The organism is Rhizobium sp. R339 (assembly GCF_002211395.1).
In the GTDB taxonomy this organism is placed as follows: domain Bacteria; phylum Pseudomonadota; class Alphaproteobacteria; order Rhizobiales; family Rhizobiaceae; genus Rhizobium.
Map to the genome: position 1 here is coordinate 432,804 of NZ_LOKV01000001.1, position 18,534 is coordinate 451,337.

The window sequence follows — 18,534 nt, forward strand, 5'->3', positions numbered from 1 at the left end:
ATTCCGCTTTGCCTCGCAAGTCGTTGAATTCCGATTCAAATCGTGACAGCGGCCGCTGGTGGTGCGGGTGATCGCAGGTTGCGGGCGGCCGCCAAACCAACTAGATATCCGGCATCAAGTTCAAGTTGCCGCTATGGGAGGCCGGATTTTGCAGCAGAGTGCCGTCATCGTCTGTTCCGACGTCAACATGCTGCCGGCTGCCTGCTGCACGCTGCTTTCCGTCAAGCGCAATCTCGTACAGGCCGATATTGAGTTTCTGCTTCTCGGCATCGACCTCAAGCCGAACGAGGTCGCCGAGGTCGAGAGTTTTGCGCGCCTGCACGAGATGACGATCACCGTGCTGCCTTATGCGATGCCGGAGAAGGGACTGCAGGCGCGGGGCCGCTGGTCGGGTGCTACGCTGGCGCGGCTCTACATGGATCTGCAAATTCCCGAGAAAATCGAGCGTTTGCTCTACCTCGACGCCGATGTGCTCGCGGTGGCGCCCGTCGACGAACTCTTCACCAGGGACCTCCAGGGCAAGGCGCTTGCCGCAGTCGATGACTATGTCATGGCCTTCCCCGAGAAGGCGGGCGCGCGGCAACGCAAGATCGGCATGGGCGAGGGTGGACGCTATTTCAATGCCGGCGTCTTGTTGTTCGACTGGTCGGTCTGCCGGGCGAAGGGGCTTTTCGCCCGGACCCGGGAAATCTTCGAGGAGCGCTCGCATCTGTTTCAGAACAACGACCAGGATGCGCTGAACGTCACTTTCGATGGCAACTGGCTGGTGCTCGATCCGCGCTGGAACACACAGACGGGACTTTTGCCTTTCGTCGAGCGGCCGGCCATCTTTCATTTCACCGGCCGCAAGAAGCCGTGGCAGGCGAGCGTTCCCTGGGTGCATCGCCGGATGGCCAAGCGCTATGCCGAGGATCTCCGTAATACGCCCTGGGCGTCTTTCTGCAGGCAGCCGTCGGCGGCGGGCCGGGTTGCCGGTTTCTTCTCGCATGTGGGAAAGCAGATCGGCGGGCTGACGCGGCTTGCACGGATGCGCGCCTATTTCAGCAACAGCTAGCGAGGCGGGCCGAGCGGATCGTCCAGGGAAAGTGCATGTGAGCCGATGGAATCAATGCCGAGCGATATCAGGACAGTGGCCGCCGGAGATGGCGGGGTGAATCTCTTGACACCGGACGCGTGGAAAACGATGCTGTCGCGCTATTCCCATGTCGTGCTGGTGGCAAACAGCGAGGCGGTCGATTTCGAGCGGCTCAGAAGCGAGCTGCCGGAGACAACGCTCTACGTCTTCTTCAACAATGTCTACAAGGTGCTCGACGAGCCCTTCACCGGTCATGCGGTGCTAGTTGCCCGCAGCGGCGTGATGGGCGCCAATATCGTCCACCGGCGCGAGGTGGGGGACGTTCTGCGCTTCTTTGCCGGCGACGACTTCCTGGGCGTCGTCAACATTCGCGTCTCCCCGGAGGAAAACTTCAGCGAGGAGAGCCGCTTCAATGGCGCCAAAGCCCGCCACCTCGATCTGACGCAGATGCTCGCCGATCTTTACCCCACGGGCAAGATCGCCACGAGCGGCTTTGCGATGGCGCTCTGGCTCGCCGAGCTGAAGCTGCCGGGCAAGATCCTGCTCGCCGGCTTTTCGGCGAAGAGGAGCGAGAAGTGGAAGGTCTTCGACGTGCATGACTGGACGTTCGAGCAGATCTTCCTGCGTCTCTTTGCCAGGATGGGCTCGATCTCGATGATGGGTGGCGTCGATGCCAGCCCCTATTCGGCACTCGCCAAACGGTTTCCCGACGTGCCGCCGATCGAGATCGCCATGACGGCGGCCGAAGTCTTGTCCGAGCGGCTTCACAATGCCAACAGCCAGATCGATCGGCTGATGTCCGTCACCAAATCCATCCGCGCCATCGAAAATTTCTTCCGGCGCTTCAAGCCGAAAACCCGCAAAGAGCGCTTCCTCGAAAAGTCGAAGTGATGAGCTTCGCCACCTTCTGACGTCAAAGGCTAAGCGCCGTCAGCATGATGAAGGTGGCGAAGAGGATGAAATGCGTCATGCCCTCGATCGCGTTGGTCTCGCCGTCGTTGAGGTTGATCGCCGCAGCGATCAGCGTGATCGTCACCATCACTGTCTGCACCGGTGTCATCGCCATGATGAAGGGCTGGCCAGTATAGAGCGCGATCGCCTCCATGACAGGCACGGTGAGGATCACCGTCGACAGCGAGGCGCCCATGGCGATGTTAACCGTTGCCTGCATGCGATTTCGAAGAGCTGCCCGCAAAGCCGTCAGAATTTCGGGGGCGGCTGATATCGCCGCGACGACGACGGCGGTGATGGCGATCGGCGCGCCGCTGTCGCGCAGGCCTTCGGTCATGAAGGCCGACATGAACTCCGCCAGCAGGCCGATGATGACGACGCCGACGAGAATGGTGGCGATCGAGACCGTGGCCGACTCCTCGGGACCCTCTTCGCCGTGACCTTCCTTCTTCCGCTCGGAGCGCGGATAGCTGTAGCTGAAGAAATAGCTGTGCTGGCCGACCTGCATGCGCAGGAAGAGACCATAGAGAGCGATCATCGCGACGATGGTGAAGGCGGAATAATAATGCCACTTATCCCGCGGCACGAATTCCGGCACGATCATCGAGATGCCCATGGCGGTGAGGATCATCACGCCGTAGGTCTTGCCGGAATTGTCGTTGTAGGGCTGTTCGCCGTGCTTGAGGCCGCCGAGCAGGGCGGCGAGGCCGAGAATGCCGTTGATATCGAGCATCAAGGCCGAATAGATCGTGTCGCGCACCAGCGTCGGAGAGCTTTCGCCTGTTATCATGATGGCGAGAATGATGACTTCGACCGCGACGGCCGAAAGCGTCAGGATCATCGTGCCGTAGGGATCGCCGACCTTGACGGCGAGCAGTTCGGCATGATGGGCGACGCGGATCGAAGCGAGCACGATGATGGCGACGAGTGCGGCGGCGGCGATTAGCGCAAAACCGCGGCCCATCTCGATGACCGTATGCTCCAAGAGATAGGCGGTCACCGCGGCGGCGAGCGCAATGACCAGAAACTTTTCTTCTTTGAGGCGCGATGCGATCTGCAAGTCTCAGCTCCCGTTCCGTTCATGCCTTTTAACTAAGTCACTGATTTCGGATGGGAAGCGCGCCCTAGCACTCTGCTATTTGCAGTCTTCGGCGTTTAATGGAATACTGAACGCCATCGGGGCCGGAAAGCAGATCGCGGCGTCCTCGAATTCTCGTCACGCGGCCGCGATGATCCGGACCCAGTCCGGAAGCATGCGAATGCGCAACAAGAAGATGAGGAGACTGTTGTATGATCAAGGTGGTCTATGAAGTCGTGCCGCATGACGGCGGCTGGGCCTACAGGCTGGGAGGCGTCTATTCCGAGGCATTCCCGACCCATGCCGAGGCGCTCGAGGCTGCGCGCATCGTCGCGGCCGAACAGCAGGTCGGCGGCGATTCCGCCGAGATCAGCTGGCAGGACGAAAACGGCAAATGGCATGAGGAATATGCCGAGGGCGGCGACCGGCCGGAAACAGAGGTGGTCGACGGCTTCTGGCAGGAACGCACGTCCGGCGCCTCGCAAAGCGCCGGACGCTAAACGTCGCCTCTCAAAGCTCGCGTGACGATCGTATCGACAAATTCGCGTTTCTCTGCGGTGTAGCGATTGCCATCCATCCTGAATTCGGCTGCCAGCCTCAGTTTGAGCGCGGCATAATCGGCCGCCGCCTCGGGATGCGCGGTGAGATAATCTCGGAAAGCCAGCCTGTTTTTATGCGTGCGGTTGCCAATTGGGCAGAGGTAGACGCGTGCGGCCGGCACCAAATCTCTCGATAAGAATGCCCACATCTCGTCGTCATGGCGGTTGCCGCGCGGCTCGTAATTTTTCGAGAGAAGCACGCGGGTCGCATCCTCGATATGTTCGAGACTGGGAAGAACGATGTCGATATCGATGAGCGGCTTGGCGGCAATCGCAGGGATGGCGGTGCTGCCGACGTGATCGATGGCGAGCGCCTGCGGCAGCAAGGCCAAGAGCTTGCCTCGGATGCGCTGGAAGGCCTCCGGCCATTGCTTGTCATAGCTCTCGAGTTCGACCGGCTTGTGCATGTTCATCTCCCGCGATTGCCTGGAGATTTACCCATGATTCTTGCCAGAAATCGATTGCGATTTCGGCTCATGCGCCTGTGGAATAACGATGGTAATCCTGAAGGCCCTTGACCAGCGCGTCGAAAGTGGCGCGGCAGCGCGGCGAGGTTTTCAGACTTTCATGCATGACCACCCAGGTGCCGAGCGGTATGCCGAAAGCATCTGGCAGGACATGAACGAGGTCAGGGTTCTCGCGGGCCAGTCCGATCTGGCAGATGCCGATGCCGACGCCGGCGCGGATGGCGGAAAGCTGGGCAAGATTGCTGTCGGTCCTGTAGGAGAATTTGATGCCCTCCGGCGCCGGATAGCGTTTCATCACTAGACGGACGTAGGCCGTCTGCCGGTCGAAGCCGATGAGCCGGTGGTTGGCAAGGTCCGCCATGGTTTGGGGGATGCCATGCCGTTCGAGATAGCTTCGGTGGGCGTGGAAACCGAGCGGAATATCGCCGATGCGGCGCACGATGAGCGCATCCTGCTGCGGCTCTGCCATGCGCACGGCGATATCGGCTTCGCGGTTCACCAAGTCTTCGATCATATCGGAAGCCGAGAGCTCGATCTGGAGTTCTGGATAGGTCTCCTGCAGGTTCCCAAGTATTTTCGGCAGCACCTCGACGGCGACGACCTCGCTGGCGCTGACCCTGACCGTTCCCGCAACGCGCTCACGCTTGCCGGAGGCGGTGCGCAGGAGCGCGGCCGTGGTTGCGGCTAGCGTCTCCGCATAGGGTTTCAGCGTCTGTGCGGTGTCAGTCGGCAGCAGGCCGTTCGGCGAGCGGATGAAAAGCTCGGCGCCGATCGCTTTTTCCAGCGCATCGACGTGACGACCGATCGTTGGCTGGGTCAGCCCGAGTTCCCGCGCGGCTGCCGAAAGCGAACCCTGCTGAAGCACGGTCAGGAAACTGCGGTAGAAATCCCAGCTCGGTTCGATATCCATATATTTTCGTATAACAGATGCACGTATTTCGTCAATTTTGTTTATCGCTTTCCGGGCGCATAGTCCATCTCATGCGATCGAAGGAGATTGTCATGAGTGGAGAATTGAAGACGGCCCTTGTGCTCGGCGCGACCGGCGGTATCGGCGGCGCGGTGGCGCGCAAATTGTTTGAGCGTGGCTGGCAGATCCGGGCGCTCAACCGTGATGCCGTCAAGGCAGCGAAGAAGGAGCCGGCATTCGAATGGGTGCAGGGCGATGCGATGAAGGCGGACGACGTGCTGAGGGCGGCCTAAGGCGCCGGCCTGATCGTCCATGCCGTCAATCCGCCAGGCTATCGCGACTGGGAAAGCCTGGTGCTGCCGATGCTCGACAACAGCATCGCCGCTGCCCGTGCAGCCGGCGCGCGCATCGTGCTGCCGGGCAATGTCTATAATTTCGGTCCCGATGCCCTGCCGGCGCCGACGGAAGAAAGCCCGCAGCATCCGCTGACGAAGAAGGGCACGATCCGCGTCGAGATGGAGAAGCGGCTGGAGGCGGCATCGCAATCCGGCGCCGGCGCCATCATCGTCAGGGCCGGAGATTTCTTCGGCCCGGGTACGACAGCGAATAGCTGGTTCTCATCGGGTCTGGTGACGCCGGGCAAGCCGGTCGGCACGATCAAGAATCCTGGGCGGCGCGGCGTCGGCCATCAGTGGGTCTACTTGCCCGACATGGCGGAAACCGTCGTCCAGCTCGTCGAGCGAGCCGACCGGCTGCCGGCTTTCGCCGTCTATCAGATGGAGGGCTTCTGGGATGCGGACGGCATGCAGATGGCGGAAGCGATCAAGCGCGTGGTTGGCGGCAAGGCCAAGATCGGACGGTTTCCCTGGTGGATCGTGCCGCTCGCCGCGCCCTTCGTTCCGATCATGCGCGAGATCAAGGAGATGCGCTATCTCTGGAAGGTGCCGCTCAGGATGAGCAACGCCAAGCTTGTCGCCGAACTCGGCAAGGAGCCGCAGACACCAATCGATGAGGCGGTGCGGGCGTCACTGGTGGCGCTTGGCTGCCTGCCCGAACCGCATCATGACGCGGCGACGGCCTTCATCGGCCATTCGCTGCAAAAAGCCCATTAGGCTGCGAGTTCGGAAAGCGCGATCCGGCCGACCGTCAAGGCTGTCTCGGCCTGTTCAAAATTCGGATCGCCGAGGAACCAGGCGGCGGAAAGGCCGGAATAGGCGGCGATCCACTGCAGCAGCCGCTTCGGCTCCAGCCGGGCCTCTGCCGAGACGATGGCGAGCTGGCGGCGGAAACGGGCTCGGTCGGTGATGGTTGGCAGTTCCTCATTGGCGAAGATATTGGCGAAATCGAAGCCGCGCTCGCCATGGAGACGCTTCGGATCGATTGCCAGCCAGCCGCGCGCCCCGAAATCGAGAATGTTCTGGTGATGGATATCGCCGTGGAGGACAGCGGGTTCGCGCGGATCGGCAAGGAGCGCATTGGCGATTGCCGAACAATCGGCAAGCGTGCCGCCATATTTGCCGGCGGCCGGTTCGAGATCGCGGAACCAGCGGGAGAGGGGAATGGGATCGGGAAGCGGTTTTTCGCGCGGCGCATGCAGCCGCGCGGCGGTCCGACAGAGGATGCGGCTCGCTTCGTCGTCCTCGCCATTCATCGCCATGGAAAGCAGCGAGCGTTTTCCCATCGCCCTTTCCAGGAGCACGGCATCGTCCTCATGGGCATAGACATGGGCCGCGCCGTCGCCATCCCACCATTGCATCAGCAATGCGCCATATCGTTCATCCTTATCGGTCGCCACTTTCAGCATGGCGGGCCTGTCCTGCCAGAGGACCGGCAGCAGGCGGCTCGAATGGGTGATGATGGGCTCGCCGTCTGATATCAACGACCAGCGTTCGAGATGGGAAGCGAACATGGCGACACCCTACAAAGATGCGTTGCAAATGAAAATCCCGCCTTTCGGCGGGATTTAGCAGTTCGTATCCTGAAGGCTCAGGCGACCTTTTCGAGCGTGGGATAGTCGACATAGCCCTTGGCGGTGCCGCCGTAGAAGGTCGACTGGTCGGGCGTGTTGAGCGGCAGCTTCTTTGCCAGCCGTTCGACCAGATCGGGATTGGCGATGAAAGGCTTGCCGAAGGCGACGAGATCGGCGCGGCCGCTTTCGGCGGCGTCGATCGCCAGGTCGCGGTCATAGCCGTTGTTGACCATCCAGCTCGCCTTGCCGCCGGCCCTTTCATAGGCCTGGCGCAGCGCCTTGTAGTCGAAGGAAGGATTGTCGCCCTGCCGGTAGTCACGCTCGCCGCCGGTCTGGCCTTCGATGACATGGATATAGGCAAGGCCGTATCTTGCCAGGCCCTCGACGACATGGGTGAAGGTCGTCTGCGGATTGGAATCGTAGCTTTCGCCCGACGGCGTCACCGGCGATATGCGGATTGCTGTCCGGCCTGCGCCGATTTCCTTGACGATGGCATCGACGACCTCGAAAGCCAGGCGCGTGCGGTTTTCGATCGAGCCGCCATACTGGTCGGTGCGGTCGTTGACGCCGTCACGGATGAACTGATCGAGCAGGTAACCATTGGCGCCATGGATTTCGACACCGTCAAAACCGGCGTCGATGGCGGCGCGAGCGGCCTTGCGGTAATCCTCGATGATCCCAGGAATCTCGGAGGTCTCGAGCGCGCGCGGCTCGGAGGTATCGGCGAAGCTGCCGCTGCCGTCGCTATTGACCAGATAGGTTTTGGCCTTGGCGATGCGATTGGTCGAGGAGACCGGCTTGCCGCCGTCCGGCTGCAGCGTCGTATGCGAGATGCGGCCGACATGCCACATCTGGACGACGATCTTGCCGCCGGCTGCGTGGACGGCGTCGGTCACACGCTTCCAGCCATCGAGCGCTTCCTTGCTGTAGAGGCCGGGCACGTCGGCATAACCCTGGCCCTGGTGGGTAATCGCCGTCGCTTCGGTGATGATCAGGCCAGCCGTGGCGCGCTGGCGGTAATATTCGACGTTGAGATCGTTGGGAATCGCGCCCGGCGAGCGGTTGCGGGTGAGCGGCGCCATGACGATGCGGTTCTCGACGGAGATGTCGCCGACCTTGGCGGGTTCGAAAAGCTTGGCCATGATGGTCCTTTCTTTTGCGGGGGATCACTCAGCAGGGGTGAGGGCGGTCCAGCCCCTGGCGAAGAGATTGGTGAGTGCCGTCGGCCCGAGGCCGATGGGGATCAGCTAGAGATCCTGTGTCAGCTGCTTGAGGAATGCCGCGATCGTTTCTTCGTTGCGCTTGTAGAAGATCCACTGGCCGACGCGCTTGGTGGTGACGAGGCCGGCGCGATGCAGCGTGCCGAGATGGGCCGAGACCGTGGACTGCGACAGACCGCAGCGCTCGAACTGGCTGGCGCAGACGCCCATTTCGAAGGGGTGCTCCTGCGAAGGGAAATGTTCCTCGGGATTTTTCAGCCAGCCCAGAATGTCCACCCGCGTGGGATGGGCGAGCGCCTTCATGATCTCGTCTTTATCCATCGTCGTTTGCCGAACTATAAATCGTGTCTGATCGATATATTGATCGGCAGGCGGCGATATGCAAATCACAGAGGCGTGAGAGGGCGGCCTTTGGCGATTGAGCAAATTTTGGGCAAAAAAAGAGGGCCACCGGAAAACCAGGGCCCTTTGAATTGTGAAGGTCAATAACCTCCAGAGGGGAACAGCTAATGCGGTGGTACTGGGAGAGAAACCACGAAATGCATCAGCTAAGATGGATATGGTGCTTCCTTAGGCAGGTTTCAATGCTTTTTTGTGCATGCCTGCTATGCGCCGCACAATTTTTTTGCGGTGCGGCATTTCCCTCTGGGGCAAGGCAAAAAAAGAGGGCCGCTGGAAAACCAGGGCCCTTATAAGTGTGAAGGTCAAAAACCTCCAGAGGGGAACAGCTAATGCGGTGGAACTGGGAGGAAAAGCCACCATGTGCATCAGCTATGTGCGATATGGTGGTTTAATGGGCAAACGGCAACCCACATTTGTGCATGCCAGTCATGCGCACACTGCATAGTATGGAAAATATTCCATAAATCTGGGTTAGAAGTTCCAGTTTCTAGCCTTGCTGACGATGAAATCGCGGAAAGCCTTCAGCTTGGCGGCGTTCTTGATCTCGTCAGGGTAGCAGAAATAGGTGTCGAAAGACGGCACGTCGGCATTGATCGCCAGCTGAATCAGACCGGGGTCGCGGCCGACGATGTAATCGGGCAGGCAGGCGACGCCGATTCCGAGCAGGCAGGCGCGCTTGATCGAGGTCTGGCTGTTGATCTGCAGATGCGGGATGCGCTTGTTGTCGGACGAGCGGCCGGCGACCTCCAGCCAGTTGACGTCGAGCAGGTAGCTCGGCGCCGGCTCGCCGAAGGTGATGATGCGGTGATTGTCGAGATCCTCGATCTTCTGCGGCTCGCCATGGCGATTGATGTAGGAGGGGGCTGCATAGACGTGCATGTGCACGGTGAAGAGCTTGCGCTGGATGAGGTCGGACTGCTGCGGCTGGCGCAGGCGGATCGCGCAATCGGCATGGCGCATGTTCACATCCACTTCCTCGTTGTCGAGGATGAGCTGGATCTGCACATCGGGATAAAGCTGCAGGAATTCCTGGATCTTGTCGGTCAGCCAGCCCTGGCCGAGGCCGACCGTCGTCGTGACGCGCAGCTTGCCGGACGGCGTCTCGGTCGTCTCGGTGAGCTGCATCTTGACGGTTTCGAGCTTCAGCAACACGTCATGGGCGGTGCGGTAAAGCAGTTCGCCCTGTTCCGTCAGGATCAGGCCGCGCGCATGGCGGTGGAACAGCTTGGTGCCGACATCCTGCTCCAGCGCGCTCACCTGGCGGCTGATGGCGGATTGGGACAGATGCAGCTTATCCGCCGCATGCGTGAACGAACCCGCTTCGGCAGCTGCGTGAAAAATGCGCAGCTTGTCCCAATCCAGTGGCATTCCCCCGCCTCTCATGCCGATCTTACTCCGCGGCCACGGCGACAGGCATGTGGCCCGTCAGGTATCGCTCTGCCTCAAGCGCTGCCATGCAGCCCATGCCGGCGGCGGTGACGGCCTGACGGAACGTGTCGTCGGTCACGTCGCCGGCGGCATAGACACCTTCGAGGCTGGTTGCTGTCGAATCCGGCGCGGTCCAGAGATAGCCGTTGTCCTTCAGCTTCAGCTTGTCCTTGAAGAGTTCGGTTGCCGGCGCATGGCCGATCGCGACGAAGACGCCGTCGACCGGCATTTCCGTGATCGCGCCGGTTCTGACGTCGCGCAGGCGCGCGCCGGTTACGGATTGCGGCATCGGGGGCTTGGCCGGCGTGCCTGTTATTTCGGCCACTTCCGAGTTCCACAGCACCTTGACGTTTTCCTTGGCGAACAGGCGTTCCTGCAGGATCTTCTCGGCGCGGAACGAGTCGCGACGGTGGACGACCGTTACCGACTTGGCGATGTTGGAGAGATAGAGTGCCTCTTCGACGGCGCTGTTGCCGCCGCCGACGACGATCACGTCCTTGTTGCGATAGAAGAAGCCATCGCAGGTGGCGCAGGCCGAAACGCCGAAGCCCTGGAAATGCTGCTCGCTCTCGATGCCGAGCCACTTGGCCTTGGCGCCGGTGGCGATGATCAGCGTATCGGCGGTCCAGACCTGGCCGCTGTCGGTGCGGGCGACGAAGGGACGCTGGTTCGTGTCGACTTCGGTCACGAGGTCGTTGACGATCTCGGCGCCGACATGTTTTGCCTGCTGCAGCATCTGCTCCATCAGCCAGGGGCCCTGGATCGGATCGGCAAAGCCCGGATAATTCTCGACATCGGTGGTGATCATCAGCTGGCCGCCCTGTTCGAGACCGGCGATCAGGACCGGCTTCAGCATGGCGCGCGCGGCGTAGACCGCGGCCGTATAGCCGGCGGGTCCGGAACCGATAATGAGCACCTTCGTGTGGCGGGCGGGCATGTCATTTCCTTTCGACTGGCAGGAGGGCGGCGGCTAAATAGCGATTACGGCCGTTTCGCGGTCCATGCGCCATTTATGAACGTCCAATGCTATTATTCAAGGGCAGCCTTGCATTACCAACAAGGCAAATCGCCTTGATGTGCAAGAATCCGTCATCGGCTTGAAACTTTCTTGCGTATTCCGCGGCTTTATATAGAAGCTCGCCGCGAAGAATTAAAGAAAGGCCGCGATGTGGGTCGCACGGAACTCGACGTCATCGACATAAAGATCCTCCGGGAACTGCAGGCCGACGGCCGCATGACCAATGTGGAGCTCGCCGACCGCGTAGGCATCTCGGCGCCGCCCTGCCTGCGCCGGGTTCGCAAGCTCGAAGAAGCCGGCATCATCGAGGGCTATCACGCCATGCTGAACAGCCCGAAGCTCGGCTTCGATCTGGTCGCTTTCTGCATGGTCGGCCTCAAGCACCAGTCGGAAGGCAATCTCAAGGCCTTTGCCGCCGCCACCACCGAATGGCCGCTGGTGCGCCAGGCCTGGATGGTTTCGGGCGACAGCGATTTCCTGCTGCATTGTGTGGCGGAGAACCTCACCCACTTCCAGGACTTCGTCATCGAAGTGCTGACGGCAAACGAACACGTCGATACCGTGCGCACCATGCTGACGATCCGCCAGGTGAAGAAGCTGGGGCTGGTGGAAGTCTGAAGCCGATTACTTTCGCGAGGCATAACCGCCGCGGTTGATGCCGTGGCGCTGCAGTTTGTCGTAAAAGGTTTTTCTCGGAATGCCGAGCGCCTCGATGGTGCGGCGCACGTCGCCGTCGTTGGCCGCGAGCGCATCGCGGATGATCTCTGCCTCGTAGCGCTCCAGCCGTTCCGGCAGGGTGCCGCCCGCCGGCTGCGGGGGAAGGGCTGCCGCTCCGCCGCCTTCGACGCCGAGAACCACGCGTTCGGCATAGTGAGAGAGCTCGCGGACATTGCCCGGCCATACATGGGTGGCAAGATGATGGCGGACATTCTCTGAAAGTTCCGGCACGTCGCGGCGGAAGCGCTCGGCGGCGCGCGCGGCGAAATGGGAGAACAGCAGCGGAATATCCTCACGGCGCTCTCTCAGCGGCGGAATGGAGATCGTTACGACATTCAGCCTGTAATAGAGGTCCTCGCGAAAATCGCCGCGTACCTCGAGATCTCCAAGGTCGATCTTGGCGGCCGCGACGACGCGGAGATCGACCGGGCGCACCTCGTTGGTGCCGAGCGGCGTGATCTCGCGCATTTCAAGCACGCGCAGCATCTTGACCTGCGTGGCGAGAGGCATGCTCTCGATCTCGTCGAGGAAAAGCGTGCCGCCGCTTGCGTGCTCGATGCGGCCCATGCGGCGCTTCTGAGCGCCGGTAAAGGCGCCGGCCTCATGGCCGAACAGCTCGCTTTCGATGACGGTTTCGGGCAGCGCCCCGCAGTTCAGCGCCACGAAATTGCCCTTCCGGCGGTGGCTCCACTGATGCAGAATCTGGGCGACCACCTCCTTGCCGCTGCCGGTTTCGCCGGCGACGAGCACGTCGACATCGGTATCGGCGATGTGGCGCAGAATTTTCCTCAGATTTTCCATCGCTGGCGTCTGGCCGATCAGCGGCAAAGTCACCTGCGCATCTTCGGCGGCCCGGCGCAGCATGCGGTTTTCCAGAACGAGCTGCCGCTTTTCGCCGGCGCGGCGCACGCTCTGAACGAGCCGGTCGGCGGCGAAGGGTTTGGCGATAAAATCATAGGCGCCGTCCTGGATGGCCTGAACCGCCATCGGAATGTCGCCGTGGCCGGTCATCAATATAACAGGCAGGTCGCCGTCCATGCCCTTCAGCGTGGCGAAAAGTTGCAGCCCGTCGATCTCGGGCATGCGGATATCGGTGACGACAGGGCCGGCAAAATCGGCCGTCAGCTCCGCCAGCGCGGCTTTCGCGCCGTCATAGGCCGAGACGGAGAAGCCAGCGAGTTCGAGGGTCTGGGCCGTGGCGCGGCGCAGATCCCTGTCGTCGTCGATCAGCGCAACGGGCATCGGTGTGGCCATGGTCAAGCCTTCCTCAGATGAACGATGAACCTTGTCCCGCTGCTGTCGCTCTCCACCTCCATCCGGCCGCCGTAATCGCCGACGATATCCTTGGAGATAACCAACCCCAGTCCGAGACCGCTTTCCTTCGAGGTGTTGAAGGGCGTGAACAGCCCCTTGCGGATCTCGGGCGAAATGCCGGGGCCGTTGTCGGCAACCGTCAGCGTCACCATCTCGTCGTCATTCGATGTCCTGACCTCGACGCGGGCCTCGTCGGCTTTGGGGGCGACTGCCTCGAGCGCGTTCTGGAGCAGGTTGATCAGCACCTGTTCGAGGCGGATCCTGCTGCCCATGACCTGCAGGTCGACAGGCGGCAGCGTGATGTCGAGCGTATCCATGCGGCCGGCAAAGCGGCTGCGCAGCAGCATCACTGCGCCCTCGATTACATCCTTCAATCCGGTCGGCTCGGCGCTGCCGCGGCCCTTGCGGGCGAAACTCTTCAGCTCGTCGGTGATCGAGCCGATGCGCTCGGTCAGCGCGGCGATGTTCTCAAGATTTTCGCCGGCCGGTGCGGTCTGGCCGCGGTCGAGGAAGGTGCGGGCATTATCGGCATAGGCGCGGATAGTCGCGACCGGCTGGTTGATTTCGTGGGCGACGCCGGCGGCGACCTGGCCGAGGATCGCCAGCCGGTTGGCCTGCACCAGATCCTGCTGCACCGCCTGCAGCTTCTGCTCCGTGCTCCTGTGGCCGACGATCTCGGCCTGCAGCCGGTCGCGCGCCTGGCTGAGATCCAGCGTGCGCTCGGCGACGCGCCGTTCCAGCTCTTCTCGCTCCTGCTGCTCCCTGAAAATCCTGAGGGTAGCCGTCTGGCGACGGCGCAACAGCAAGGCGCCTGCGGCGATCAGCGGCAAGAGCGTCAGCAGCGCCAGCATGCGGGCTTCGCGGATCCCGGCGTCAACCGCCGCTCCCAGCGCCACGAGGTGCTGCAGGTGCCAGGCTGTCGCTGGAACCGGGATTCCGACATCGAGAAATCGGGTTTTCCCGGCGCCGCCCGGCATGACGATTTCGACGACGTCGAGCCCGTCGCCGAGGCTTCGCACGCTATCGAGCGGCAGCGGCTGAAGCGGTGCATCGCCGAATTGAAGGCTTTCGCGGATCGCCGCCAGACGATCCCCGGGGATCCGGCCGATCGTCATGAACCGCCAGGAGGGAATGCTGGTGATGAGGACGATGCCTCGATCATCGATGACGTAGGATGGTGCGTCCGTGGCGTTCCAATCCGCCTCGACGTCATCGAATTCCACCTTGACGACGACGACGCCGAGGAGCGCGTCCGGGCCTGATATCCGCTCGGAAATATAGAGGCCGGGTTTCTTGCTGACGGTGCCGAGCGCGAAGTGTTCGGCCTGTCCCTTCGCCACGGCGCCCTGGAAATATTCGCGGAAACGATAGTCGTTGCCGACGAAGCTCGTCGGTTCGCGCCAGTTGCTGGCCGAAACCGCCATGCCGTCCTTGTCGATGACATAGATGACGGCGGCCTTGGTGCCGGCCGCCAGCATTTCCAGCTTCCGGCTCAACTGCTCGAACGTGCCGGCATCGTTTCCCGCCAGCGCCGCGGCGAGCGCGGTGTCCTGCGACAGCACGAAGGGAAGCGCCCGGTATTTCTCGAGAACCGTGCGCAGCAATGCCGCATTCAGGCTCGCATCGGTCCGGGCCTGTTCCTCCAGCGCGGTCTCGGCCTGGTAGCGGCCGATCTCGCCGCTTGCCCAGAGGCTGGCGACGACGGCGAGAAGCGTGATCGCCGCATAGGCCCACCACATCCGGCGGATGCGATGATGCAGCGGCAGGGTGGGCCACAGCTTTTGCGAGACGGACAAGGACATGGCGGATTTGTGCATGTTTCGGCACGGGATGCAAATGACTTTGTGCGGATTTTCGCATTTCTTAACGCGTTGTTGATGGTCTTCCAATTTTTTAACTGATGAAAATCAATTGCTTAGATCTGCAATTCGAAACTGGCACGGCGATTGCGAAGGAGGGGACAACAACGGCTGAGCTGTTGGATTGAAGCGAACGGCTCGGGAGGCCGGAGTTCGTTCCGGGCGAGCCCTTAGGAGGACATCATGATCGCAGCACCATTGGATGCAGTCGCAGACAGCAAGGGCAAGAAGCCCTTTTATTCTCATCTTTACGTTCAGGTTCTCGCCGCCATCGCCGCGGGTATCCTTCTCGGCCATTTCTATCCCGAGCTCGGCACGCAGCTGAAGCCGCTCGGCGATGCCTTCATCAAGCTGGTGAAGATGGTCATCGCCCCGGTCATCTTCCTGACGGTCGCGACCGGCATTGCCGGCATGAGCGACCTGAAGAAGGTCGGCCGCGTCGCCGGCAAGGCGATGCTGTACTTCCTCACCTTCTCGACGCTGGCGCTCGTCATCGGCATGATCGTCGCCAACGTCGTGCAGCCCGGCGCCGGCATGAACATCGATCCGGCTTCGCTCGACCCGAAGGCCGTCGCGACCTTCGCCGAAAAGGCGCATGAGCAGAGCATCGTCGGCTTCCTTACCAACATCATCCCGTCGACGATCGTCGGCGCCTTTGCCGATGGCGACATCCTGCAGGTGCTGTTCTTCTCGGTGCTCTTCGGCGTCGCGCTCGCCATGGTCGGCGAAAAGGGCGAACAGGTCGTGACCTTCCTCAACGCCCTGACGGCTCCGATCTTCAAGCTCGTCGGCATCCTCATGAAGGCCGCCCCGATCGGCGCGTTCGGCGCCATGGCATTCACCATCGGCAAGTACGGCATCGGTTCGATCGCCAACCTCGCCATGCTGATCGGCACTTTCTACATCACCTCGCTGCTCTTCGTTCTCGTCGTGCTCGGCGCGGTTGCCCGCTACAACGGCTTCTCGATCCTGGCGCTGCTGCGCTACATCAAGGAAGAGCTGCTGCTGGTTCTCGGCACCTCGTCTTCCGAGGCCGCCCTTCCGGGGCTGATGAACAAGATGGAAAAGGCCGGCTGCAAGCGCTCGGTCGTCGGCCTCGTCATCCCCACAGGCTATTCCTTCAATCTCGACGGCACCAATATCTACATGACGCTGGCAGCCCTCTTCATTGCTCAGGCAACCGGCATCCAGCTCTCCTGGGGCGACCAGATCCTGCTGCTGCTCGTGGCGATGCTGAGCTCGAAGGGTGCCGCCGGCATCACCGGCGCCGGTTTCATCACCCTTGCCGCGACGCTTTCCGTCGTGCCCTCCGTGCCGGTCGCCGGCATGGCGCTCATCCTCGGCATCGACCGCTTCATGTCGGAATGCCGGGCGCTGACCAACCTGGTCGGCAATGCCGTGGCGACGATCGTCGTGGCACGCTGGGAAAAGGAACTGGATACCGCGCAGCTCGCCAGAGCGCTCGGCGGCCAGACCGAGGAAGCTGCTCCGGCTGCCGGGCTTCAGCCGGCGGAATAACCTCGCCTGATTGCTGGCAATCTTTGCGGCGGCCCGTTTTACAGCGGGCCGTTTGCTTATTGGTAATTTCGTTCTCTACGCAGATGTTCAACGTCACGCGCCATTCCGACCCGAGGAGATCGGCGAGACCGCTTACCCCTCCCCAACCCCTCCCCACAAGGGGGAGGGACTAACCCGGAGCGCCCACTTCGTTCCTTCTCGAAACGTCGCAGATAATGGAGAACGGGCGCGGTAAGTTAAGCCCCTCCCCCTTGTGGGGAGGGGTTTGGGGCAGGGTCTTTTATGGATCCTTGTACCGACGTAGTCTTCTTTATCGCTCAACCGCGATTGTCACCGAGAAGGCTGTCGTAAACAGCGCCGATCGCGCCTGCTTCCTTTTCCAGCGCGAAATTCGCCCTGACGTGGCGCAGCGCGTTCTCGCCATGGGCATTCGCGAGGGCTGGATCGGCGATATAGGGGGCGATTGCCCGTGTCAGGGCCTCGCCATCGCCCGCAGCCACCACCGCGCCGGTCTCGCCATCGGCGATAAGTTCGGCATAGGCGCCGGCGTCCGAGGCCACGACGGCGGTGCGCGAGGCCATGGCTTCGAGCGGCGTCAGGCCGAAACCCTCGTTGCGGGAAGGGGCGACATAGAGCGTCAGGCGGCGATACCAGATTTTGATATCGGGCACTTCGCCGAGGAAGAGGATGCGATCCGCAAGGCCTGCGGCGGCGACATCGGCCTTGAGCTTGTCGCCGAAGGCCACGTGCTCCGCCGTCACCCGGCCGGAGACGACGGCCGTCCATTCCGGATGCTGCGGCAGGAGTTCTATCATCGCCTTGACGAAGAGATCGGTGCCTTTCTGATGGCGCACGCGGCCGAAGCAGCCGACGAGATAGCGGCCTGGCAGGCCGGTCGCGGCAATGCCGTCCTCCGCCGTTTCCGGCGGGTGGAACAGCGAAAGATCGACGCCGTGCTGGATGACGGTGTGCGGCACCTCAAGGAAGGAGCCGGAACGGTCGCTGGTCGCAATCACCGCGTCCATGCGGCGGATCAGCCATCTCGTATAGGCGGTGTGGCGGCGCTGCGCCGCCGAGGTGAAGAGCAGCTTCAGCGGCATGCGAAGGACATGGCGAAGCAGAATGCCAAAGGCCATCTCATTGTTGCGGCGGGCGTGCCAGACGCGGTGGCGCCGGCGCGCCGGCGGGCGCCAGAGGCCAAGGAGCTGTGGCCATTTCAGTTTCGCCAGGCCTTCCGGCAGGCCGGGACCGAGGGTCGCGATCCTGATACCGAGCCGGATCTGGCAGGGAATGAGCTGGACGATGGTCGAGGTGACGCCGGAGAGCCGGCGCTTGAAATTGGGCGCAATGATCTCGACGTCACGCATATCAGGCAAGGAAGGGTCTCGTGTGTGGCGGGCGATCAGCCCCAGGAAACCTGAAGGATTTCGTAGGCCTTGGAGCCGCCCGGGGCGTTGACCTCGATGGAATCGCCGACTTCCTTGCCGATCAGCGCACGGGCGATCGGGGAGGAGATGGAGATGCGGCCGGCCTTGACGTCGGCTTCCTGGTCGCCAACGATCTGGTAGGTCTTCTCTTCCTCGGTGTCCTCGTCGACGAGCTTCACCTTGGCGCCGAACTTGATCTTGTCGCCGGACATCTTGGTGAGGTCGATGACCTCGGCGCGCGCCGTCAGATCTTCCAGTTCGGTGATGCGGCCCTCGTTGTGGCTCTGGGCTTCCTTGGCGGCGTGATATTCGGCATTTTCGGAAAGGTCGCCATGGGCACGGGCTTCGGCGATCGCCTCGATGATTCGGGGACGCTCCTCCTGCTGGCGCCAGCGCAGCTCTTCCTGCAGCTTGACGAAACCACCCTGTGTCATCGGTACCTTATCAACCATTTTTCCGTCCTTCACTCCTTGCGTCTGCTAGTCCCTGCCTTCGAGCAGTCAGGCACACACAAAAGAAAACAGGTCCCGAAGGGAACTTCGGAACCGTGCCACAATCTTATTCAAGTGCTTATAGCAGATC

17 protein-coding genes and 1 pseudogene are annotated in these 18,534 nt (G+C 61.9%); 6 read left to right on the forward strand and 12 right to left on the reverse strand.

Annotated features, from left to right (window positions below; genetic code table 11):
- Positions 1-148 precede the first annotated feature (148 nt).
- Together ATY76_RS02095 and ATY76_RS02100 are read left to right on the forward strand one after the other, a co-directional pair.
- A complete protein-coding gene (locus tag ATY76_RS02095; protein ID WP_088673114.1) occupies positions 149-1,054 on the forward strand; it encodes a glycosyltransferase family 8 protein in 906 nt (301 codons plus the stop codon).
- Positions 1,055-1,099: 45 nt separating this feature from the next.
- Complete coding sequence (locus tag ATY76_RS02100; protein WP_088673115.1) at positions 1,100-1,966, forward strand: 3-deoxy-manno-octulosonate cytidylyltransferase; 867 nt, start codon at positions 1,100-1,102, stop codon at positions 1,964-1,966.
- 22 nt (positions 1,967-1,988) lie between these two features.
- On the opposite strand, the gene ATY76_RS02105 is transcribed toward ATY76_RS02100, so the two are convergent.
- A complete protein-coding gene (locus ATY76_RS02105; protein ID WP_088673116.1) occupies positions 1,989-3,086 on the reverse strand; it encodes a calcium:proton antiporter in 1,098 nt (365 codons plus the stop codon).
- 230 nt (positions 3,087-3,316) lie between these two features.
- On the opposite strand from ATY76_RS02105, the gene ATY76_RS02110 reads away from it, so the two are divergent.
- Entirely contained in the window at positions 3,317-3,604 is a 288-nt protein-coding gene (locus tag ATY76_RS02110; protein ID WP_088673117.1) for a DUF2188 domain-containing protein, read from the forward strand.
- Here ATY76_RS02110 and ATY76_RS02115 read toward each other — a convergent pair.
- The gene (locus tag ATY76_RS02115; protein WP_088673118.1) at positions 3,601-4,116 is read right to left on the reverse strand and encodes a GrpB family protein; all 516 of its coding nucleotides are present in this window, start codon (positions 4,114-4,116) and stop codon (positions 3,601-3,603) included. The genes ATY76_RS02110 and ATY76_RS02115 overlap by 4 nt on opposite strands.
- Positions 4,117-4,177: 61 nt before the next feature.
- A complete protein-coding gene (locus ATY76_RS02120) occupies positions 4,178-5,080 on the reverse strand; it encodes a LysR family transcriptional regulator (protein ID WP_088673119.1) in 903 nt (300 codons plus the stop codon).
- Between the two features lie 92 nt (positions 5,081-5,172).
- Between ATY76_RS02120 and ATY76_RS02125 the strand changes: the two are divergent.
- Positions 5,173-6,192 (forward strand): annotated as a pseudogene (locus ATY76_RS02125) (NAD(P)H-binding protein).
- Here the strand turns inward: ATY76_RS02125 and ATY76_RS02130 are convergent.
- The 5 genes from ATY76_RS02130 to trxB form a co-directional block, all read right to left on the reverse strand.
- A complete protein-coding gene (locus ATY76_RS02130) occupies positions 6,189-6,989 on the reverse strand; it encodes an aminoglycoside phosphotransferase family protein (protein ID WP_088673120.1) in 801 nt (266 codons plus the stop codon). The pseudogene ATY76_RS02125 and the gene ATY76_RS02130 overlap by 4 nt on opposite strands.
- Positions 6,990-7,066: 77 nt before the next feature.
- Positions 7,067-8,191 carry an alkene reductase gene (locus ATY76_RS02135; protein ID WP_088673121.1) on the reverse strand — a complete coding sequence of 375 codons (1,125 nt, stop codon included), beginning with the start codon at positions 8,189-8,191 and terminating at the stop codon, positions 7,067-7,069.
- Positions 8,192-8,296: 105 nt separating this feature from the next.
- Positions 8,297-8,590, reverse strand: a complete 294-nt coding sequence (locus ATY76_RS02140) for a metalloregulator ArsR/SmtB family transcription factor (RefSeq protein WP_088673122.1) — start codon at positions 8,588-8,590, stop codon at positions 8,297-8,299.
- Between the two features lie 552 nt (positions 8,591-9,142).
- On the reverse strand, positions 9,143-10,039 hold the full coding sequence (locus tag ATY76_RS02145; protein WP_004671024.1) for a LysR family transcriptional regulator VtlR: 897 nt from the start codon (positions 10,037-10,039) through the stop codon (positions 9,143-9,145).
- A gap of 22 nt (positions 10,040-10,061) precedes the next feature.
- Positions 10,062-11,036 carry a thioredoxin-disulfide reductase gene (gene trxB, locus ATY76_RS02150; protein ID WP_088673123.1) on the reverse strand — a complete coding sequence of 325 codons (975 nt, stop codon included), beginning with the start codon at positions 11,034-11,036 and terminating at the stop codon, positions 10,062-10,064.
- Positions 11,037-11,267: 231 nt separating this feature from the next.
- On the opposite strand from trxB, the gene ATY76_RS02155 reads away from it, so the two are divergent.
- On the forward strand, positions 11,268-11,735 hold the full coding sequence (locus tag ATY76_RS02155; RefSeq protein ID WP_009992419.1) for an Lrp/AsnC family transcriptional regulator: 468 nt from the start codon (positions 11,268-11,270) through the stop codon (positions 11,733-11,735).
- A gap of 6 nt (positions 11,736-11,741) precedes the next feature.
- Here ATY76_RS02155 and ATY76_RS02160 read toward each other — a convergent pair whose 3' ends face one another.
- A complete protein-coding gene (locus ATY76_RS02160; protein WP_088673124.1) occupies positions 11,742-13,088 on the reverse strand; it encodes a sigma-54 dependent transcriptional regulator in 1,347 nt (448 codons plus the stop codon).
- Positions 13,089-13,090: 2 nt separating this feature from the next.
- Positions 13,091-14,965, reverse strand: coding sequence for an ATP-binding protein (locus ATY76_RS02165; RefSeq protein ID WP_088673125.1), 1,875 nt, complete (start codon positions 14,963-14,965; stop codon positions 13,091-13,093).
- A gap of 225 nt (positions 14,966-15,190) precedes the next feature.
- Between ATY76_RS02165 and ATY76_RS02170 the strand changes: the two genes are divergently transcribed.
- Positions 15,191-16,525, forward strand: coding sequence for a dicarboxylate/amino acid:cation symporter (locus ATY76_RS02170; RefSeq protein WP_088673126.1), 1,335 nt, complete (start codon positions 15,191-15,193; stop codon positions 16,523-16,525).
- 317 nt (positions 16,526-16,842) lie between these two features.
- On the opposite strand, the gene ATY76_RS02175 is transcribed toward ATY76_RS02170, so the two are convergent.
- Both ATY76_RS02175 and greA read right to left on the reverse strand, forming a co-directional pair.
- On the reverse strand, positions 16,843-17,901 hold the full coding sequence (locus ATY76_RS02175) for a glycosyltransferase family 4 protein (RefSeq protein ID WP_088673127.1): 1,059 nt from the start codon (positions 17,899-17,901) through the stop codon (positions 16,843-16,845).
- Positions 17,902-17,927: 26 nt separating this feature from the next.
- Complete coding sequence (gene greA, locus ATY76_RS02180; RefSeq protein WP_004672775.1) at positions 17,928-18,404, reverse strand: transcription elongation factor GreA; 477 nt, start codon at positions 18,402-18,404, stop codon at positions 17,928-17,930.
- Positions 18,405-18,534 lie beyond the last annotated feature (130 nt).

What these genes read in the sequence shown, in the direction of transcription:
- ATY76_RS02120 (WP_088673119.1), bottom strand. Translation starts at nt 5,080, where the DNA reads ATGGATATCGAACCGAGCTGGGATTTCTACCGCAGTTTCCTGACCGTG.
- trxB (WP_088673123.1), bottom strand. Translation starts at nt 11,036, where the DNA reads ATGCCCGCCCGCCACACGAAGGTGCTCATTATCGGTTCCGGACCCGCC.
- ATY76_RS02135 (WP_088673121.1), bottom strand. Translation starts at nt 8,191, where the DNA reads ATGGCCAAGCTTTTCGAACCCGCCAAGGTCGGCGACATCTCCGTCGAG.
- ATY76_RS02165 (WP_088673125.1), bottom strand. Translation starts at nt 14,965, where the DNA reads ATGCACAAATCCGCCATGTCCTTGTCCGTCTCGCAAAAGCTGTGGCCC.
- ATY76_RS02140 (WP_088673122.1), bottom strand. Translation starts at nt 8,590, where the DNA reads ATGGATAAAGACGAGATCATGAAGGCGCTCGCCCATCCCACGCGGGTG.
- ATY76_RS02115 (WP_088673118.1), bottom strand. Translation starts at nt 4,116, where the DNA reads ATGAACATGCACAAGCCGGTCGAACTCGAGAGCTATGACAAGCAATGG.
- ATY76_RS02170 (WP_088673126.1), top strand. Translation starts at nt 15,191, where the DNA reads ATGATCGCAGCACCATTGGATGCAGTCGCAGACAGCAAGGGCAAGAAG.
- ATY76_RS02160 (WP_088673124.1), bottom strand. Translation starts at nt 13,088, where the DNA reads ATGGCCACACCGATGCCCGTTGCGCTGATCGACGACGACAGGGATCTG.
- ATY76_RS02110 (WP_088673117.1), top strand. Translation starts at nt 3,317, where the DNA reads ATGATCAAGGTGGTCTATGAAGTCGTGCCGCATGACGGCGGCTGGGCC.
- ATY76_RS02145 (WP_004671024.1), bottom strand. Translation starts at nt 10,039, where the DNA reads ATGCCACTGGATTGGGACAAGCTGCGCATTTTTCACGCAGCTGCCGAA.
- ATY76_RS02100 (WP_088673115.1), top strand. Translation starts at nt 1,100, where the DNA reads ATGGAATCAATGCCGAGCGATATCAGGACAGTGGCCGCCGGAGATGGC.
- ATY76_RS02130 (WP_088673120.1), bottom strand. Translation starts at nt 6,989, where the DNA reads ATGTTCGCTTCCCATCTCGAACGCTGGTCGTTGATATCAGACGGCGAG.
- greA (WP_004672775.1), bottom strand. Translation starts at nt 18,404, where the DNA reads ATGGTTGATAAGGTACCGATGACACAGGGTGGTTTCGTCAAGCTGCAG.